We start from the raw sequence: 18,446 nt of genomic DNA, 5'->3' as shown, positions 1-18,446 counted from the left end.
CCTCAGAGCTTGATCGAGATGTCGACGCCAGCCGGCAGGTCGAGACGCATGAGCGAGTCGACGGTCTTGGGCGTCGGGTCGATGATGTCAATCAGCCGCTTGTGCGTGCGCATCTCAAAGTGCTCGCGGCTGTCCTTGTACTTGTGCGGCGAGCGGATGACGCAGTACACGTTCTTCTCGGTCGGCAGCGGCACCGGGCCAGCGACCTTCGCTCCAGTCCGCGTCACAGTCTCGACGATCTTCTTGGCCGAGCTGTCGATGACCTCGTGGTCATAGGCCTTGAGCCGAATGCGGATCTTCTGTCCCGCCATAGTGGCCTCGGTGTCCTTCACTGTCGTCTGAAAAAGTAACGAGCGGCAGGTTGCCGCGTGGGAGAGGTTACCGCCTGTGAGCAGATGCTCGGGCCAAGTACTTTCTCTCCCGGGTGACCCCACATGACAGACGTTGTCGATCTGCCGTTTCATTCCGTGATCCGGCAGTTACTTCGGAATCTGTGACCGAACTAACTGCTGGATCACGGCGCTCAGTGGAGCCTTCTACAGAGAGGCGGCCGGCTCCCGGAGGAACCGGCCGCTTCCCACCTACTTGAGGATCTTGACGACGTTGCCGGCGCCGACGGTCCGGCCACCCTCGCGGATGGCGAACTTGAGGCCTTCCTCCATGGCGATGGGCTGGATCAGCTCAACGCGCATCTCGGTGTTGTCGCCGGGCATGACCATCTCGGTGCCCTCGGGCAGGTTCACAACGCCGGTCACGTCAGTCGTACGGAAGTAGAACTGAGGACGGTAGTTGTTGAAGAACGGCGTGTGACGGCCGCCCTCGTCCTTGCTCAGGATGTAGACCTGGGCGTCGAACTCGGTGTGCGGGGTCGTGGTGCCCGGCTTGATGATGCACTGGCCGCGCTCGACGTCCTCGCGCTTGATGCCACGGAGGAGCAGACCGACGTTGTCGCCCGCCTGGCCCTCGTCGAGCAGCTTGCGGAACATCTCCACACCGGTGACGGTGGTGGTGGTCTTCGACTCCTTGATACCGATGATGTCAACGGTCTCGTTGACCTTCACGATACCGCGCTCGATACGGCCGGTGACGACGGTGCCACGACCGGTGATCGAGAAGACGTCCTCGATCGGCATCAGGAACGGCTTGTCAACGGCGCGGGCCGGCTCCGGCACGCTCTCGTCGACAGCGGTCATGAGCTCGATGATGCTGTCTTCCCACTTGGTGTCGCCCTCGAGCGCCTTGAGCGCGGAGACGCGAACCACGGGCAGGTCGTCGCCGGGGAACTCCTGAGCCGAGAGCAGCTCACGGACCTCGAGCTCGACGAGCTCCAGGATCTCCTCGTCGTCCACCATGTCGGACTTGTTCAGAGCCACGACGATGTAGGGAACGCCGACCTGGCGGGCCAGGAGCACGTGCTCCTTGGTCTGCGGCATCGGGCCGTCGGTGGCGGCGACCACCAGGATGGCGCCGTCCATCTGCGCCGCACCGGTGATCATGTTCTTCACGTAGTCGGCGTGACCGGGGCAGTCCACGTGAGCGTAGTGGCGCTTCTCGGTCTGGTACTCGACGTGCGCGATGGAGATCGTGATGCCACGAGCCTTCTCCTCGGGCGCCTTGTCGATCTTGTCGAACGGAGTCGCCTCGTTGATGTCGGGGAAGCGCTTGTGCAGCACCTGGGTGATCGCCGCGGTCAGAGTGGTCTTGCCGTGGTCGATGTGCCCAATGGTGCCGATGTTCACGTGCGGCTTAGTCCGCTCGAACTTGGCCTTGCCCACTGGTTCTCTCCTTAGAGAATCTGACTGACTTACTTCAGACTCGGGCCCGGGAAGCCCCGAACCCCTATAGCGGTACGGCTTGCGCCGTACCAGGTGGCCGGGGGTTTGACGCCCGGCCACCTAGGGACCGGCAGCTATTCGCCCCGGGCCTTCGCGACGATCTCCTTGCCGATGCCCGGGGGCACTTCCGCGTAGGAGTCGAACTGCATCGAGTAGCTCGCGCGCCCCTGCGTCTTGCTACGCAGGTCGCCCACGTAGCCGAACATCTCAGACAGCGGCACGAGCGCCGTGATGACACGGGCGCCTGCGCGCTCGTCCATCGCCTGGATCTGCCCGCGGCGACCGTTGAGGTCACCGATGACGTCACCCATGTAGTCCTCGGGCGTGGTGACCTCGACGGCCATCATCGGCTCCAGCAGGACGGCGTCCGCCTTACGAGCGGCCTCCTTGAAGGCCATCGATCCGGCGATCTTGAAGGCCATTTCCGAGGAGTCGACGTCGTGCGCGGCACCGTCGGTCAGCGTCACCTTCACGCCCACCATCGGGTAACCGGCCAGCACGCCGAACTCGGCAGCCTCCTGGGCGCCCGCGTCGACCGAGGGGATGTACTCCCTCGGGACACGGCCACCCGAGACCTTGTTCTCGAACTCGTAGCCGTCGTTGCCGTCGCCCAGAGGTTCGAGGTTGATGATGACCCGCGCGAACTGACCGGAACCACCGGTCTGCTTCTTGTGGGTGTAGTCGACCTTCTCCACCTTGCGGCGGATGGTCTCGCGGTAGGCGACCTGCGGACGACCGACGTTGGCCTCGACCTTGAACTCGCGGCGCATGCGGTCGACGAGGATCTCCAGGTGGAGCTCGCCCATACCGTGGATGACGGTCTGGCCGGTCTCCTCGTCACGACGGACCTGGAAGGACGGGTCCTCCTCGGCCAGCCGCTGGATCGCGGTCGACAGCTTCTCCTGGTCGCTCTTCGTCTTCGGCTCGATCGCGACGCTGATGACCGGCGCCGGGAACGTCATCGACTCGAGGACGACCTGGTTGGACGGGTCGCACAGGGTGTCACCGGTGGTGGTGTCCTTCAGACCCATGACGGCGACGATCTGACCGGCGTGCGCGGACGGGCGCTCTTCGCGCTTGTTCGCGTGCATCTGGTAGATCTTGCCGATCCGCTCCTTCTTGCCCTTCACCGAGTTGACGACCCCGGTGCCGGTCTCGAGCGTGCCCGAGTAGATGCGGATGTAGGTCAGACGGCCCAGGTGCGGGTCGCTCATGATCTTGAAGGCGAGCGCGGAGAAGGGCTCCGTGGTGTCCGCGTGGCGCTCGATGACCTCGTTCTCGTCGCCGACAGCGTGTCCCTTGAAGGCGGGGATGTCGCTGGGCGCGGGCAGGTAGGCCACGATCGCGTCGAGCAGGGGCTGCACGCCCTTGTTCTTGAACGCGGTGCCGGTGAGGACCGGGTTGATGGCGCTGGACAGCGTCGCGCGGCGGATGGCCGCGACCAGCTGCTCCTCGGTGGGCTCGTTGCCCTCGAGGAAGAGCTCCATCAGCTCGTCGTCGTTCTCCGCGACGGTCTCGACCAGCTTGTCGCGCCACTCGCGAGCGGCGTCGGCGTGGTCGGCCGGGATGTCGACGGTCTCGTACATCTCGCCCTTGGCGGCCTCTTCCGGCCAGAGCAGACCCTTCATCTTCACCAGGTCGATGACGCCCTTGAAGCCGGCCTCAACACCCCAGGGAAGCTGGATGACAGCCGGGGTCGCACCCAGGCGGCTGATCATCATGTCGACGCAGCGGTGGAACTCCGCGCCGACCCGGTCCATCTTGTTCACGAAGCAGATGCGCGGCACGCCGTAGCGGTCGGCCTGACGCCACACCGTCTCGGACTGCGGCTCAACACCCGCGACACCGTCGAACACCGCGACCGCGCCGTCGAGGACGCGGAGCGAACGCTCCACCTCGATGGTGAAGTCGACGTGGCCCGGGGTGTCGATGATGTTGATGGTGTGGCCGAGCCACTCACAGGTCGTCGCGGCAGACGTGATCGTGATGCCGCGCTCCTGCTCCTGCTCCATCCAGTCCATCGTGGCAGCGCCGTCGTGGACCTCACCGATCTTGTAGTTGATACCGGTGTAGAACAGGATGCGCTCGGTCGTGGTGGTCTTGCCCGCGTCGATGTGGGCCATGATCCCGATGTTGCGGACCTTGGCCAGGTCAAGGGCAGCTGTGCTGGCCACTTCTCTCGCGTCCTCGTCGTCTCGTCGTAACCGCTGTTACCAGCGGTAGTGGGCGAAGGCCTTGTTGGACTCGGCCATCTTGTGGGTGTCCTCGCGCTTCTTGACGCTCGCCCCGAGGCCGTTGCTGGCGTCGAGGAGCTCGTTCATGAGGCGCTCGGTCATGGTCTTCTCGCGGCGGGCCCGGGAGTACTGCACCAGCCAGCGCAGCGCCAGAGTGGTGCTGCGGGAGGCGCGAACCTCGACCGGGACCTGGTAGGTCGCGCCACCGACACGGCGGCTGCGGACCTCGAGGGTCGGCTTGACGTTGTCGAGCGCACGCTTGAGCGTGACGACCGGGTCGTTGCCGGTCTTGTCACGGCAGCCCTCGAGGGCGCCGTAGACGATCGACTGCGCGATGGAGCGCTTGCCGTCGAGGAGGACCTTGTTGATCAGCGCGGTGACCAGCGGCGAGCTGTAGACCGGGTCGGCCATGAGCTGGCGGCGGCCAGGAGAACCCTTACGAGGCATTACTTCTTCTTCTCCAACTTCGCGCCGTAACGGGAACGAGCCTGCTTGCGGTTCTTGACACCCTGGGTGTCGAGCGTGCCGCGGATGATCTTGTAACGAACACCCGGCAGGTCCTTCACACGACCGCCACGGACGAGCACGATCGAGTGCTCCTGCAGGTTGTGACCCACACCGGGGATGTAAGCCGTGACCTCGATGCCGTTGGTGAGGCGAACACGGGCCACCTTGCGCAGAGCCGAGTTCGGCTTCTTGGGCGTGGTGGTGTAGACGCGCTGGCAGACGCCGCGGCGCTGCGGACTCCCCTTCAGGGCAGGAGTCTTGGTCTTGGAGACCTTGTCCTGCCGGCCCTTTCGGACCAACTGCTGGATAGTGGGCACTGCCACTCCATTTCGTGCTTGGCCGGTACTACGTCAAAGGTCGTGCATTTCGCAGGTACTGCCGGTGTCATGACCTGCTGTTTTCTCCCCCGCTTCGACCCACGCGGTCGGGCGTGTCGCTCCTTGTCGGAGCCACGCCCCGCGCGGTCTTTCGCCGGGGGACGTCACGCGGCACCAACCACTTGATCGATTGCACGCGTGAGAGCCCATGAGTCCACGGGCACGAAGAGCAAGGCTACCCAGCCCAGCACGGCACGTCAAAACGGCCGTGTTTGCTCGGCCGCCGCCGGGACGGCCGCACCTCCGTGTCGTGGTCCGCGGTCGGTTGACGCCTAACCGCTATCAGACCCTGGACCAGTTTACCCGCTCTCCCGGCATCTTCCGACCCTTTCCGCAGCACGGATGAGACGCGGCGACGCGCACACCGGGCGCTCCCCGGCCACGTCGCTCTAGTACCTGAGCTCGGCCAGCACCCCGAAGTGGTCCGACGGGTACGGCGGCCGCGCGCCGATCACCTCGCACCGCACGGGGTGACCCGCCCCACCCGCCCTGGGCCAGGCGCTGAAGACGTAGTCGAAGCGCCGGTCGGGCAGCAGGCCGGGAGCCGCCCACGGGTTGGCGTTGCTCCACGTGTGCCCGGGGCCGCCGTCGCCGGCCACCTCCCATGCGTCGTAGAAGGCGACCCGCTCGACCGCCGGAGCCGCCCGGCCGGTGAGCATCCGGATCTCGTCGCTGTCGGGCGGCGCGTTGAAGTCGCCGCACACGATCGTCGGATGCTGCCTGGACGTCGCCGCCGTGACCTGCTCGACGAGCTGCCTGACCTGCTGCTGCCGTACCGCGCTCTCGGCCAGGTGGAACGAGCCGATGATCGTGCTCGCCACCTGGAGCGTGCCGCGAGGCCCGTCGATCTCCGTCAGCAGCGCCGTACCCGGCGTCCTGCCGCCCGCCAGGCCGTACGTCTCTCGTGCGACCACCGGCCAGCGCGACAGGACCGCGCACGCGAGCGCCTCCTCGTCGCCGCCCTTGGCCAGCGCGACGTGTCCCAGCCCCAGCCGCGAGGCCAGCTCACCCGCCTGCCCGCCGTCCGTCCACTCCTGCAGGGCGATCACGTCGGGCTCGCACCGCGCCAGCTCCCGCTTGAGCGCCTCGAACCGTTCCGGCCACGCCGTGAACCCGCCCCACACGTTCCACGTGACGAGCCTGACCGTGGTGTGGACGAGGGGCCCGTACGGCTGGGCGGGATCGATGGTCACTCCTCGATCATCACCGGCAGGCCGAGCATGCGGAAGTGCTCGATCCCGATGAACGACGTCAGCGCCGCGATCCGGTCGCCGCGCAGGGTCAGCACCGTGACCGACCAGGGCAGGTGCCGCTCCTCCCGCTCGCTCCGGAGGTAGGCGGCCATGGCGGGCTGCCCGTTCGCGCTCGCCTCCACGATCCGCCACGACCCGCACGAGGTCAGCGGCACCTGGACCGCGAAGTCCATGACCGCCCCGACGCCGGTGTACCAGCTCGGCAGCGGCGGCATCGACCAGGTCACGTCCTCGGTCAGCAACGCGACCAGCTTGCCGGCGTCGCCCTCCTCCATCGCGGCGGTGTACTGCTCGACGATCCGGCGCAGCCGCCCGTCGCCCAGCTTGCGCAACGTGCGCTGCTGGCTCGGCTCCGGCACCCTGTCGGCGACCAGCCGCCGCGCTCTCGACAACGCCGAGTTCACCGAGGTGACCGAGGTCTCCATCATCGCGGCGATCTCGGCCGCGGAGAATCCGAGCACCTCGAACAGCAGCAGCGCCGCCCGCTGGTTGCCCGGCAGGTGCTGCAGGGCCGCCACGAAGGCCAGCTCGACCGTCTCCCGCCGCTCGTACCCCGCGTCTGGGTACGGCTCCAGCCAGCGCACCTCCTGCAGCGGCTCCGCGTCGGCGACCACCTGCTCGCTCGCCGGGCCCAGATCCACCGGCAGCGCCCGCCTGCCCCTGGCGTTGACGGCGTCGATGCACGTCCTGGTCGCCACGGAGTACATCCACGCCCGCAACGAACCGCGTTCCTCGAAGCCGCGCAGGCCCTTCCAGGCTCTGACCATCGCCTCCTGGAGCGCGTCGTCGGCGTCGTGCGGCGAGCCGAGCATGCGGTAGCAGTGCGCGTGCAGCTCCCCCCGCAGCGGCCCCACCAGGCGCGCGAAGGCGTCGTCGTCGCCCTCTCGCGCCTTCTTCAGAAGAACTTCGCTCACAAGCGACGATTCTCGCTCAGCTCGCCGGTCATGGGGGTATGACTGCTCTCGACTACACCTTTACCGCGCCGCTCGAGAAGGACGGCGCCTTCGCTACCTTCGTGACCGTGCCCGGCTCCGCCGAGCTCCTGGGGACCCGCCGCGCCGTCAAGGTCAGCGGCACCATCGACGGGCACCCGTTCGCGGCCACGCTCATGCCGTCCGGGGAGGGGCCGCACTGGCTTCCCGTGAAGAAGGCGCTGTGCAAGCTCATCGGCAAGGAGTCCGCGGGTGAGGAGGTGCTCTTCCACCTGCAGGAGCGGCTGAGCTGAGCGGTGTGCCGTTCAGAGAAGGCGGCGCTGCACGACGTCGGCGATGACCGCGTCGACGACCCTGCGCAGCTCTCCTGGCCGGGCGGCCTCCCTGCTCGTCTCCCTGCCCGCCTCCCTCTCGGCGTAGGGCATGTGAGCGGCGTACAGCATGTGTGCGGCCCCGATGAGCGCGGGCGCGAGCGCGTCGACGTCGGCGTCGGCGGCGATGCGTCCCATCTCGCACTCGTCCCTCAAATAGCCGCTGACCATGCCCGCCGCCTGCGTCAGCACAGGGATGCCGTGCGCGGTCCCGGCCCTGCGCAGCCGGGCCCGCAGCCCGTCGCGGAAGATGACGAGGCCGACGACGGACACGGTGACCGGGTCGAACAGCCGGTCCAGCGCCTCGGTGAGGCGCCCGGCGACCGACCCGCTCCCGGCCGACGCCCGCAGCTCGGCGCCCTGGGCGTCGAGCCGGGCGATGCGCTCGAGCACCAGCTCGGCCAGGAAGTCGTCGAAGTCGGCGAAGTGCCGGTGCAGCACGCCCTTGGCGACACCCGCCTCGTCGGTGACGGCCCTGCTGGTCAGCCCGTTCGCCCCGTCGCGGCGCAGCACCCGCTCGGCGGCCTCGAACAACTGCTGCCGCACATCCCGCAGAGCCACTCCCGTCGGCACCGCACGTCCCTTCCCATGAATATTCGCGCTGGCTTCCCGTGAACCCTTCGCGCTGGCTTTCCGGTGAACCCTTCGCGCTAGGCGAAACGTTATCCCGTTGGCGAGTGGGCAGACGCCCACTAAAGTGGGCACATGCCCACTCCTCCTCCTCCTCCCGCCCACACGGCCAGGCAGATCGCCGAATCCTTCGGCACCGACGCGGAACGCTACGACCGTGCCAGGCCCGCCTACCCCGAGGCGCTGATCCAGCGGATCGTCGCCGCCAGCCCAGGCCCCGACATCGTCGACGTCGGCTGCGGCACCGGCATCGAAGCCCGCCAGTTCCTCGCCGCCGGATGCACAGTGCTCGGAGTCGAGCCCGACACCAGAATGGCCGCCTTCGCCCGCCGTACCGGAGTCGACGTCGAAGTCGCGACGTTCGAGTCGTGGCAGGCCGGCGGACGCACCTTCGACGCGGTGATCGCCGGGCAGTCGTGGCACTGGGTGGACCCCGTCGCGGGCCCCGCGAAAGCCGCCGCGGTGTTGCGCCCGGGAGGGCTGCTGGCCCTGTTCGCCCACGTGTACGGCCCCCCGGAGCCGATCGTGCGAGCCCTCACCGACGCGCTGCGCCGAGTCGTCCCGGACGCACCCTTCGCCGACGTCCGCGCCCCGGCGCAGCAGCTGTACCAGCAGATGTTCGCCGGATTCGCGGACGGCGTGCGCACCACGGGCGCGTTCGCCGAACCGGAGGTGTGGGGGGTGGAGTGGGAGCGCTGGTACACCCGGGACGAGTGGCTCGACCTCCTGCCGACCACGGGCGGGCTGACGCGGCTGACATCCGGGCAACTGGCCGAGGTCCTGACGGCCGTCGGCACCGCGATCGACGCGGCCGGGGGCGGGTTCACGCTGCCGTTCACCACACAGGCACTCACGGCCCGGCTCTCGTGAACTGCTGGTCAGGCGTGACCCAGGGCCTGCACTAGATCAGCGGAGAGCTCGGATGTAGCCAGGGCGACTATCTCAAGCTCACCCATCCCCTCTGCCGCCCGCCCGTCCGTCATCGCGAGTTGACTGGTGTCGGTGTCAATCAACGCTCGCTGGGTGCGCGTCGCGCGATGCCAGAGCTTTCACCTCCATGACCGAGGGTCAACGGCGGCAGCCTCGAATCCCCGAGCACGCCGGACAGCACGACGATCGCGTGGCGGGATCCGAGCCCTTCGAGTCGTCTTGCTTCCATCCCCTGCCAAGGCCTCAGGCACCACAGGAGCCAGGTTGTCCGGCAAGCCGCACCTGCCCATCGCCCTGGGCGCGGAGGCCGCGATGGCCGAGTATGGGTCCGGTATGTGCTGGCCGACGAGCTGATCCTGAACAAGACCATGCCGATCCGCCCCAGGTCAACGTCCGACGAGACCCATGTGCGCCTCGCCATACCGATCACCGGCCACCCCCACCCTGGCGGCCAGGGCATCCAGATCGGCCTGCTCGTCAGCAGACAGCCCGACCGTGGTCGCGGCGGCATTCTCCCGTAGACGGGAGACGCGGCGGGTTCCCGGGATCGGGACGATCCACGGCTGCCGGGCCAGCAGCCAGGCCAGGGCGAGCTGTCCCGGCGTGGCCCCCTTGGCTTCGGCAAGTCGGCGGACGTGATCCACCAGGGCCTGGTTGGCGGTCAGATTCTCAGCATCGAAGCGCGGGATGGTGGCCCGGATATCGCCGTCGGCGAAGGATGCTTCCGCATTCACCGAGCCGGTCAAGAATCCCTTGCCCAGCGGGCTGAACGGCACGAACCCGACCCCCAGCTCCGCGCATGCGGGCAGCACCTCAGGCTCGGGATCACGCGTCCACAGGGAATACTCCGACTGCACCGCGGTGACCGGATGCACAGCATGAGCCTTGCGCAGAGTGGCGGCACCGACTTCCGACAGCCCGAAGTAGCGCACTTTGCCTGCCTGCACCAACTCGCCGACCACGCCGGCGACCTCCTCGATCGGCACGTCCGGATCCACCCGGTGCTGATAGAACAGGTCGATCACCTCCACGCCCAGGCGCCGCAAGCTGGCCTCGGCCACCTTGACGATCTGCTCGGGCCGGGAGTTCAAGCCGACGGGCTTACCGCCCGCGATGTCCCAGCCGAACTTGGTGGCCACCTGCACCTGGTCGCGGATCGGACCGATGGCCTCACCGAGGAGTTCCTCGTTGACGTAGGGCCCGTAAACCTCTGCGGTGTCGAAGAAGGTCACCCCTGCCTCCACCGCAGACCGGATCACCCCGATCATGTCCGCGCGGCTGCCTGGATTGGGGCCGTAACTCTGCGACATTCCCATGCAGCCCAGACCCACGGCCGACACCTGCAAGCCCTTGCCCAACGTCCTGATGTGCACTGCTGCCTCCCAGACAGGGAACCCACCTCCGCAAAGTACCAATCGAGGGCTGCGTAGGGCACTCACGCGATCAAGCCTTGCCACCTTCGCGGGGCCCAGACCAGACGCCTTGTGGACTGGTGCCAGAACTCATTCGAATCGTGGTCCCAAGAATCGTTCGTGAAACCACGCAGCCCAAGCACGCTGCACCGAAGGCGCCCAACTAGCGAGGCCCAAGCCGTGAAAGGGAGAAGCACCGAGCACCCCGGACGGGTTGTCGATGGCCCCCAGGCCATCGACCACGGGGGCGTGGGGGTGGGCCGAAGGACCACCCCCACTAGACGCAGCCCGAGCACGATGCGCCGAAGGCGCACGACCCCGCGAGGCCCAAAGAAAAGGCGCCTCCGAAGAGAGCGCCTTCCCCAGGGGTCAGCCAGAAGCCGACCAATATGTGTTAGCGGTTGTACTGCCCGAAGTCGTACTCCTCCAGCGGAACGGCTTCGCCGCTCCCGGTGCCGAAGGTGTAGTCGGCCGCAGATCCGTCGTAACCGCCGACGGTGTACATGGCGGCCTTGGCTTCCTCGGTAGGCTCCACCCGGACATTGCGGTACTGGGGCATGCCCGTTCCCGCCGGGATGAGCTTACCGATGATGACGTTCTCCTTCAGGCCAAGCAGGGAGTCCGACTTGGCGTGGATGGCCGCGTCGGTGAGGACGCGGGTCGTCTCCTGGAAGGAGGCCGCCGACAGCCACGACTCGGTGGCCAGCGACGCCTTGGTGATGCCCATGAGGACCGGACGGCCGGAGGCGGGCGAGCCACCCTCGGCGACGGTCTCGCGGTTCATCTGCTCGAAGCGCGGACGCTCGACCAGTTCACCGGGCAGCAGGTCGGTGTCGCCGGACTCCAGCACGTTCACGCGCTTGAGCATCTGGCGGACGATGATCTCGATGTGCTTGTCGTGGATCGACACACCCTGCGAGCGGTACACCTGCTGGACCTCGGCGACCAGGTGCAGCTGGACCGCACGCGGGCCGAGGATGCGCAGCACCTCGTTGGGGTTGACCGCACCGGCGATGAGCTGCTGGCCCACGTCGACGCGCTGGCCTTCGCCCACGAGCAGGCGCGACCGCATCGAGACCGGGTAGGCGACCTCGTCGGAGCCGTCGTCGGGAGTGACGACGACCTTGCGGGTCTTGTCGGTCTCGTCGATCCGCACGCGGCCGGAGGCCTCCGAGATGGGCGCGACACCCTTGGGGATACGCGCTTCGAAGAGCTCCTGGACACGGGGCAGACCGTGGGTGATGTCGGCACCGGCCACACCGCCGGTGTGGAAGGTACGCATCGTCAGCTGGGTGCCGGGCTCACCGATCGACTGGGCGGCGATGATGCCGACCGCCTCGCCGACGTCGACGAGCTTGCCGGTGGCCAGCGAGCGGCCGTAGCAGGTCGCGCAGACACCGATCTTGGCCTCGCACACCAGCGCGGAGCGGGTGCGCACGGTCTCGATGCCGGCCTCGACGAGGGCGGTGACGTGGATGTCGTTGATGTCGACGCCGACGGGGGCGATGAGCTTGCCGTCGACTTCGACGTCCTCGGCGAGGATGCGGCCGTGCACGTTGGACTCGGCGTTCTCCGCCTTGACCAGGTTGCCGGACGAGTCGCGCTCACCGACGTGCAGCGGGACGGCGCGGTCGGTGCCGCAGTCGATCTCGCGCACGATGACGTCCTGCGCCACGTCGACCAGACGTCGGGTCAGGTAGCCCGAGTCGGCCGTACGCAGAGCGGTGTCAGCCAGACCCTTTCGCTGGCCGTGGGTGGAGATGAAGTACTCCAGCACCGACAGGCCCTCTCGGAAGGAGGCCTTGATCGGACGCGGGATGGTCTCACCCTTGGTGTTGGACACCAGGCCACGGATACCGGCGATCTGACGCACCTGCATCTTGTTACCGCGCGCACCGGAGTTGACCATCATCCACACGGGGTTGGTGGCCGGGAACGCGTTGACCATGTCGGTCTCGACGTCCGCGGTGGCGTGGGTCCAGATCTCGATGAGCTCCTGACGGCGCTCGTCGTCGGTGATCAGGCCGCGCTCGTACTCGCGCTGGACCTTGTCGGCCCGGCGCTCGTAGTTCTCCATGATCTCCGCCTTGTTCGGCGGGGCCACGACGTCCTCGATCGAGATGGTGACGCCGGAGCGGGTCGCCCAGCGGAACCCGGCGTCCTTCAGCGCGTCGAGCGCCGTGGCCACGTCGATCTTGGGGTAGGTCTCGGCCAGCTCGTTGACGATCGCGGAGAGCTGCTTCTTGCCGATCTGGAAGTTGACGTACGGGTAGCTCGCCGGGAGCGTGTCGTTGAACAGCAGGCGGCCGAACGTCGTCTCCAGGCGGATCGGGTCGCCCTGCTCCCAGCCCTCGGGAGCGACCCACTCGCGCGGCGGCAGGACGTCCTTCATCCGGATCTGGATCTTGGCCTGGATCTCCAGCTCGCGGCGGTCGAAGGCCATCTGGGCCTCGGCCACCGAGCCGAAGACGCGGCCTTCGCCGGCTGCGCCGTCCTTCTGCGTGGTCAGCCAGTACAGGCCGATGACCATGTCCTGGGTGGGCATCGTCACGGGCTTGCCGTCGGCCGGCTTGAGGATGTTGTTGGTCGAGAGCATCAGGATGCGTGCCTCGGCCTGGGCCTCAGCCGACAGGGGCAGGTGCACGGCCATCTGGTCGCCGTCGAAGTCCGCGTTGAAGGCGGTGCAGACGAGCGGGTGGATCTGGATGGCCTTGCCCTCGACCAGCTGCGGCTCGAACGCCTGGATGCCCAGACGGTGGAGCGTGGGCGCGCGGTTGAGCAGCACGGGGTGCTCGGTGATGACCTCTTCGAGGACGTCCCACACGACCGGCTTGGCGCGCTCGACCATGCGCTTGGCCGACTTGATGTTCTGCGCGTGGTTGAGGTCCACGAGCCGCTTCATGACGAAGGGCTTGAAGAGCTCGAGCGCCATCTGCTTGGGCAGGCCGCACTGGTGCAGCTTGAGCTGCGGGCCGACGACGATGACCGAACGGCCGGAGTAGTCGACTCGCTTGCCCAGCAGGTTCTGACGGAATCGGCCCTGCTTGCCCTTGAGCATGTCGCTCAGGGACTTCAGCGGCCGGTTGCCGGGGCCCGTCACCGGGCGGCCACGACGGCCGTTGTCGAACAGGGAGTCGACGGCCTCCTGGAGCATCCGCTTCTCGTTGTTCACGATGATCTCGGGGGCGCCGAGGTCAAGGAGACGCTTGAGGCGGTTGTTCCGGTTGATCACACGACGGTAGAGGTCGTTGAGGTCGGAGGTCGCGAACCGGCCACCGTCGAGCTGCACCATCGGGCGCAGGTCCGGCGGGATGACCGGGATGCAGTCGAGCACCATGCCGTTGGGCGTGTTGGTGGTGTTCAGGAACGCCGACACGACCTTGAGCCGCTTGAGCGCGCGGGCCTTCTTCTGGCCCTTGCCCGAGCGGATGGTCTCGCGCAGGTTCTCGGCCTCGGCGTCGAGGTCGAAGCTGACCAGACGCTCCTGGATCGCCTGAGCGCCCATGCCGCCCTTGAAGTAGCGGCCGAAGCGGTCGCGCATCTCGCGGTAGAGCATCTCGTCGCCCTCGAGGTCCTGGACCTTGAGGTTCTTGAAGCGGCTCCAGACCTCTTCGAGGCGGTCGAGCTCGCGCTGGGCGCGGTCGCGCAGCTGGCGCATCTCGCGCTCGGCGCCCTCACGGACCTTGCGACGCTGGTCGCCCTTGGCGCCGGAGGCCTCGAGCTCGGCCAGGTCGGCCTCGAGCTTCTTCTGGCGCGCCTCGACGTCGGCGTCACGGCGCTGCTCGATGTGCTGCCGCTCGACGGAGACCTTGGCCTCCAGCGACGGCAGGTCACGCTCGCGCATGTCCTTGTCGACGTGCGTGATCATGTAGGCCGCGAAGTAGATGACCTTCTCGAGGTCCTTCGGGGCCAGGTCGAGCAGGTAGCCCAGACGCGAGGGCACACCCTTGAAGTACCAGATGTGGGTGACAGGAGCGGCCAGCTCGATGTGGCCCATCCGCTCACGACGCACCTTGGCGCGAGTGACCTCGACGCCGCAGCGCTCGCAGATGATGCCCTTGAAGCGGACGCGCTTGTACTTACCGCAGTAGCACTCCCAGTCGCGGGTCGGGCCGAAGATCTTCTCGCAGAAGAGCCCGTCCTTTTCCGGCTTGAGAGTCCGGTAGTTGATGGTCTCCGGCTTCTTGACCTCACCGTGCGACCACTGGCGGATGTCGTCGGCAGTGGCGAGGCCAATGCGGAGCTCGTCGAAGAAGTTGACGTCGAGCACTTGTTTCCCCCTGTTCCTCAGACCTCGTCGACGGACATCGCGCCCTCATTGGGACGCCTGGCAAGATCGATGCCGAGCTCTTCCGCGGCGCGGAAGACATCCTCGTCCGTGTCCCGCATCTCGATGGACATGCCGTCGCTGGAGAGCACCTCGACGTTCAGGCACAGCGACTGCATTTCCTTGATGAGGACCTTGAAGGACTCGGGGATGCCGGGCTCGGGGATGTTCTCGCCCTTGACGATCGCCTCGTAGACCTTCACGCGGCCGAGCACGTCGTCGGACTTGATGGTGAGCAGCTCCTGCAGGGCGTAGGCGGCGCCGTACGCCTCCAGGGCCCACACCTCCATCTCACCGAAGCGCTGGCCACCGAACTGCGCCTTACCGCCCAGCGGCTGCTGGGTGATCATGGAGTACGGGCCAGTCGACCGAGCGTGGATCTTGTCGTCGACCAGGTGCAGCAGCTTGAGGATGTAGATGTAGCCGACCGAGATCGGGTACGGGAACGGCTCGCCGGAGCGGCCGTCGAACAGCCTCGCCTTACCGGTCTCCTGGACCATGCGGTCGCCGTCGCGGTTGGGCGTGGTGTTCTTGAGCAGACCGACGATCTCCTCCTCGTGGGCGCCGTCGAAGACGGGCGTGGCCACGTTGGTGAAGGGGTCGATCTGGCCGAAGCCGTTCTCGGTGAGCCTCTCGGCCCACGCCTCCTTGATCCCGGTGACGTCCCAGCCCCTGGCGGCGATCCACCCGAGGTGGGTCTCCAGCACCTGGCCGACGTTCATTCGGCCGGGCACGCCCAGCGGGTTGAGGATGATGTCGACCGGCGTGCCGTCCTCGAGGAACGGCATGTCCTCGACGGGCAGGATCTTGGAGATGACGCCCTTGTTGCCGTGACGGCCGGCGAGCTTGTCACCGTCGGTGATCTTACGCTTCTGGGCCACGTAGACGCGGACCAGCTCGTTGACACCGGGGGGAAGCTCGTCGCCCTCTTCGCGGCTGAACACGCGGACGCCGATGACCTTGCCGGACTCGCCGTGCGGCACCTTCAGCGAGGTGTCGCGGACCTCGCGCGCCTTCTCACCGAAGATCGCGCGGAGCAGGCGCTCCTCCGGGGTCAGCTCGGTCTCGCCCTTCGGGGTGACCTTGCCGACCAGGATGTCGCCGGGGACGACCTCGGCGCCGATCCGGATGATGCCCCGCTCGTCGAGGTCGGCGAGGACCTCTTCCGAGACGTTGGGGATGTCGCGGGTGATCTCCTCGGGGCCCAGCTTGGTGTCGCGGGCGTCGACCTCGTGCTCCTCGATGTGGATCGAGGAAAGGACGTCGTCCTGCACCAGACGCTGGGAGAGGATGATCGCGTCTTCGTAGTTGTGGCCCTCCCACGGCATGAACGCCACGAGAAGGTTCTTGCCCAGCGCCATCTCACCGGTGTCGGTGCAGGGGCCGTCGGCGACGACCTGCCCGACCTCGATGCGGTCGCCCTCGGCGACGATCGGCTTCTGGTTGAAGGAGGTGCCCTGGTTGGACCGCTTGAACTTGGCGACCCGGTAGGTGATCCGGGTGCCGTCGTCGTTCATGACGGTCACGTAGTCGGCGGAGACCTCCTCGACCACACCGGCCTTCTCGGCGGTGATGACGTCGCCGGCGTCGGTCGCGGCGCGGTACTCCATGCCGGTTCCGACCAGCGGCGCCTCGCTCCGCAGCAGCGGCACGGACTGCCTCTGCATGTTGGAGCCCATGAGCGCGCGGTTGGCGTCGTCGTGCTCGAGGAAGGGGATCATCGCGGTGGCGACCGACACCATCTGGCGCGGCGACACGTCGATGTAGTCGACCTCGGAGGCACGCGCGAGCTCGGTCTCGCCGCCCTTGGTGCGGACGAGGACGCGGGCCTCGGCGAAGGTGCCGTCGGCGTTGAGCTCCGTGTTGGCCTGCGCCTTGACGAAGCGGTCCTCCTCGTCGGCGGTGAGGTAGTCGATCTGGTCGGTGACCTTGCCGTCGACGACCTTGCGGTAAGGCGTCTCGACGAAGCCGAAGGCGTTGATCCGGCCGTAGGAGGCCAGCGAGCCGATCAGGCCGATGTTCGGGCCTTCGGGGGTCTCGATCGGGCACATCCGGCCGTAGTGGGACGGGTGCACGTCTCGGACCTCGAAGCCGGCCCGCTCGCGGGACAGACCACCGGGGCCCAGCGCGGACAGACGGCGCTTGTGCGTCAGGCCGGCCAGCGGGTTGGTCTGGTCCATGAACTGCGACAGCTGCGAGGTGCCGAAGAACTCCTTGATCGACGCCACGACCGGGCGGATGTTGATCAGGGTCTGCGGCGTGATGGCCTCGACGTCCTGCGTGGTCATGCGCTCGCGGACGACGCGCTCCATGCGGGCCAGGCCCAGGCGGACCTGGTTCTGGATCAGCTCGCCGACGCTGCGCAGACGGCGGTTGCCGAAGTGGTCGATGTCGTCGGTCTCGACGATGACCTCGCGGCCCTCGGCTCCGGCCATCGACTCCTCGCCGGCGTGCAGCCGGACGATGTACTCGATGGTGGCGACGATGTCTTCCTCGGTCAGCGTGCCCTGCGTGATCTCGCTGTCGACCCCGAGCTTCTTGTTGATCTTGTAACGACCGACCTTGGCCAGGTCGTAACGCTTGGGGTTGAAGTAGAGGTTCTCCAGCAGGGTCTGCGCGGACTCCTTGGTCGGCGGCTCGCCCGGACGCAGCTTGCGGTAGATGTCGAGCAGCGCGTCTTCCTGGCCGGCCGTGTGGTCCTTCTCCAGGGTGGCGCGCATCGACTCGTACTGCCCGAACCGCTCGAGGATCTGCTCGTTGGTCCACCCCAGTGCCTTGAGAAGCACGGTGACGGCCTGCTTGCGCTTGCGGTCGATGCGGACGCCGACGCTGTCGCGCTTGTCGATCTCGAACTCGAGCCAGGCACCACGCGAGGGGATGACCCGGCACCCGAACAGGTCCTTGTCGGAGGTCTTGTCGACGCTGCGGTCGAAGTAGACGCCCGGCGAGCGGACCAGCTGGGAAACGACGACACGCTCGGTGCCGTTGATGATGAAGGTGCCCTTCGGGGTCATGAGCGGGAAGTCGCCCATGAACACCGTCTGGCTCTTGATTTCACCTGTCTCGTTGTTGATGAACTCCGCCGTGACGAACATCGGGGCGGAGTAGGTCATGTCCTTGTCTTTGCACTCCTCAACGGAGTACTTCGGCGGCTCGAACCGGTGGTCGCGGAACGACAAGGACATGGTCCCCGAGAAGTCCTCAATGGGACTGATCTCTTCGAAAATCTCTTCGAGGCCCGACTGAGTCGGGACGTCCTTTCGCCCGGCCTGGCGAGCCGCCTCGACCCGGGCCTTCCACTTCTCGTTGCCGAGCAACCAGTCGAACGATTCGGTTTGCAGGGCAAGAAGGTCAGGAACCCCGAGGGGCTCCTGGATACGCGCGAAAGTGACGCGACGGGGACCGGATACGGCGGAGGCGTTGCGCGAGGCTGCCAACAGATGTCCTTCCGAGGGCTCGCGGCGGACTGACTACACGCACGCCAGACGACCTCGCTCCGTGAGCAGCAAAACGGGTCGTCAAAGGGCAGCGCAAAAGGGCAGTGTAGCCTACCGGCCCACGCCTGTCCACTCCGCTCTCGCTGCATGCTCCACGTTGCTCGCAGCATCGCCCGTCCAGGCTGAAACGTCAAGCCCGTG

General features: G+C 67.2%; 13 protein-coding genes. 2 read left to right on the top strand and 11 right to left on the bottom strand.

All coding sequences use genetic code 11. The annotated features are described in order from the left end of the window. Positions 1–2: 2 nt before the first annotated feature. The 7 genes from rpsJ to HNR30_RS42355 all read right to left on the bottom strand — a co-directional run bounded on the left by rpsJ (position 3) and on the right by HNR30_RS42355 (position 7,120). Positions 3–311, bottom strand: coding sequence for a 30S ribosomal protein S10 (gene rpsJ / locus HNR30_RS42385; protein ID WP_012887830.1), 309 nt, complete (start codon positions 309–311; stop codon positions 3–5). A 270-nt stretch (positions 312–581) separates the two neighbouring features. Then, positions 582–1,775, bottom strand: a complete 1,194-nt coding sequence (tuf, locus tag HNR30_RS42380; protein ID WP_181615867.1) for an elongation factor Tu — start codon at positions 1,773–1,775, stop codon at positions 582–584. A gap of 134 nt (positions 1,776–1,909) precedes the next feature. After that, on the bottom strand, positions 1,910–4,009 hold the full coding sequence (fusA, locus tag HNR30_RS42375; RefSeq protein ID WP_181615866.1) for an elongation factor G: 2,100 nt from the start codon (positions 4,007–4,009) through the stop codon (positions 1,910–1,912). A gap of 36 nt (positions 4,010–4,045) precedes the next feature. After that, on the bottom strand, positions 4,046–4,516 hold the full coding sequence (gene rpsG / locus HNR30_RS42370) for a 30S ribosomal protein S7 (RefSeq protein WP_181615865.1): 471 nt from the start codon (positions 4,514–4,516) through the stop codon (positions 4,046–4,048). Next, positions 4,516–4,893, bottom strand: coding sequence for a 30S ribosomal protein S12 (gene rpsL, locus HNR30_RS42365; RefSeq protein WP_181615864.1), 378 nt, complete (start codon positions 4,891–4,893; stop codon positions 4,516–4,518). Before rpsL ends, rpsG begins: the two co-directional genes overlap by 1 nt. 449 nt (positions 4,894–5,342) lie before the next feature. Beyond that, a complete protein-coding gene (locus HNR30_RS42360) occupies positions 5,343–6,146 on the bottom strand; it encodes an endonuclease/exonuclease/phosphatase family protein (RefSeq protein WP_181615863.1) in 804 nt (267 codons plus the stop codon). After that, a complete protein-coding gene (locus HNR30_RS42355) occupies positions 6,143–7,120 on the bottom strand; it encodes a sigma-70 family RNA polymerase sigma factor (RefSeq protein ID WP_181615862.1) in 978 nt (325 codons plus the stop codon). Before HNR30_RS42355 ends, HNR30_RS42360 begins: the two co-directional genes overlap by 4 nt. Before the next feature lie 38 nt (positions 7,121–7,158). On the opposite strand from HNR30_RS42355, the gene HNR30_RS42350 reads away from it, so the two are divergent. Further along, positions 7,159–7,431 (top strand): DUF1905 domain-containing protein, encoded by a 273-nt coding sequence (locus tag HNR30_RS42350; RefSeq protein ID WP_181615861.1) that lies wholly within the window; start codon positions 7,159–7,161, stop codon positions 7,429–7,431. Between the two features lie 12 nt (positions 7,432–7,443). Here HNR30_RS42350 and HNR30_RS42345 read toward each other — a convergent pair whose 3' ends face one another. After that, the gene (locus tag HNR30_RS42345; protein ID WP_181615860.1) at positions 7,444–8,082 is read right to left on the bottom strand and encodes a TetR/AcrR family transcriptional regulator; all 639 of its coding nucleotides are present in this window, start codon (positions 8,080–8,082) and stop codon (positions 7,444–7,446) included. Positions 8,083–8,214: 132 nt separating this feature from the next. Here HNR30_RS42345 and HNR30_RS42340 point away from each other — a divergent pair, with 132 nt between their 5' ends. Then, the gene (locus HNR30_RS42340; protein ID WP_181615859.1) at positions 8,215–9,009 is read left to right on the top strand and encodes a class I SAM-dependent methyltransferase; all 795 of its coding nucleotides are present in this window, start codon (positions 8,215–8,217) and stop codon (positions 9,007–9,009) included. Between the two features lie 446 nt (positions 9,010–9,455). Here HNR30_RS42340 and HNR30_RS42335 read toward each other — a convergent pair whose 3' ends face one another. From HNR30_RS42335 to rpoB, 3 genes are all read right to left on the bottom strand, one after another. Continuing rightward, positions 9,456–10,442, bottom strand: coding sequence for an aldo/keto reductase (locus HNR30_RS42335; RefSeq protein ID WP_181615858.1), 987 nt, complete (start codon positions 10,440–10,442; stop codon positions 9,456–9,458). Positions 10,443–10,875: 433 nt separating this feature from the next. After that, positions 10,876–14,751: a DNA-directed RNA polymerase subunit beta' gene (locus tag HNR30_RS42330; protein WP_181615857.1), complete on the bottom strand. Its 3,876-nt coding sequence runs from the start codon at positions 14,749–14,751 to the stop codon at positions 10,876–10,878. A 17-nt stretch (positions 14,752–14,768) separates the two neighbouring features. Next, complete coding sequence (gene rpoB / locus HNR30_RS42325; RefSeq protein ID WP_181615856.1) at positions 14,769–18,245, bottom strand: DNA-directed RNA polymerase subunit beta; 3,477 nt, start codon at positions 18,243–18,245, stop codon at positions 14,769–14,771. Between the last annotated feature and the right edge of the window lie 201 nt (positions 18,246–18,446).

Origin of the sequence: Nonomuraea soli, assembly GCF_013761175.1 — a bacterium.
In the GTDB taxonomy this organism is placed as follows: domain Bacteria; phylum Actinomycetota; class Actinomycetes; order Streptosporangiales; family Streptosporangiaceae; genus Nonomuraea; species Nonomuraea soli.
This window is presented reverse-complemented; position numbering and strand designations above follow the sequence as displayed.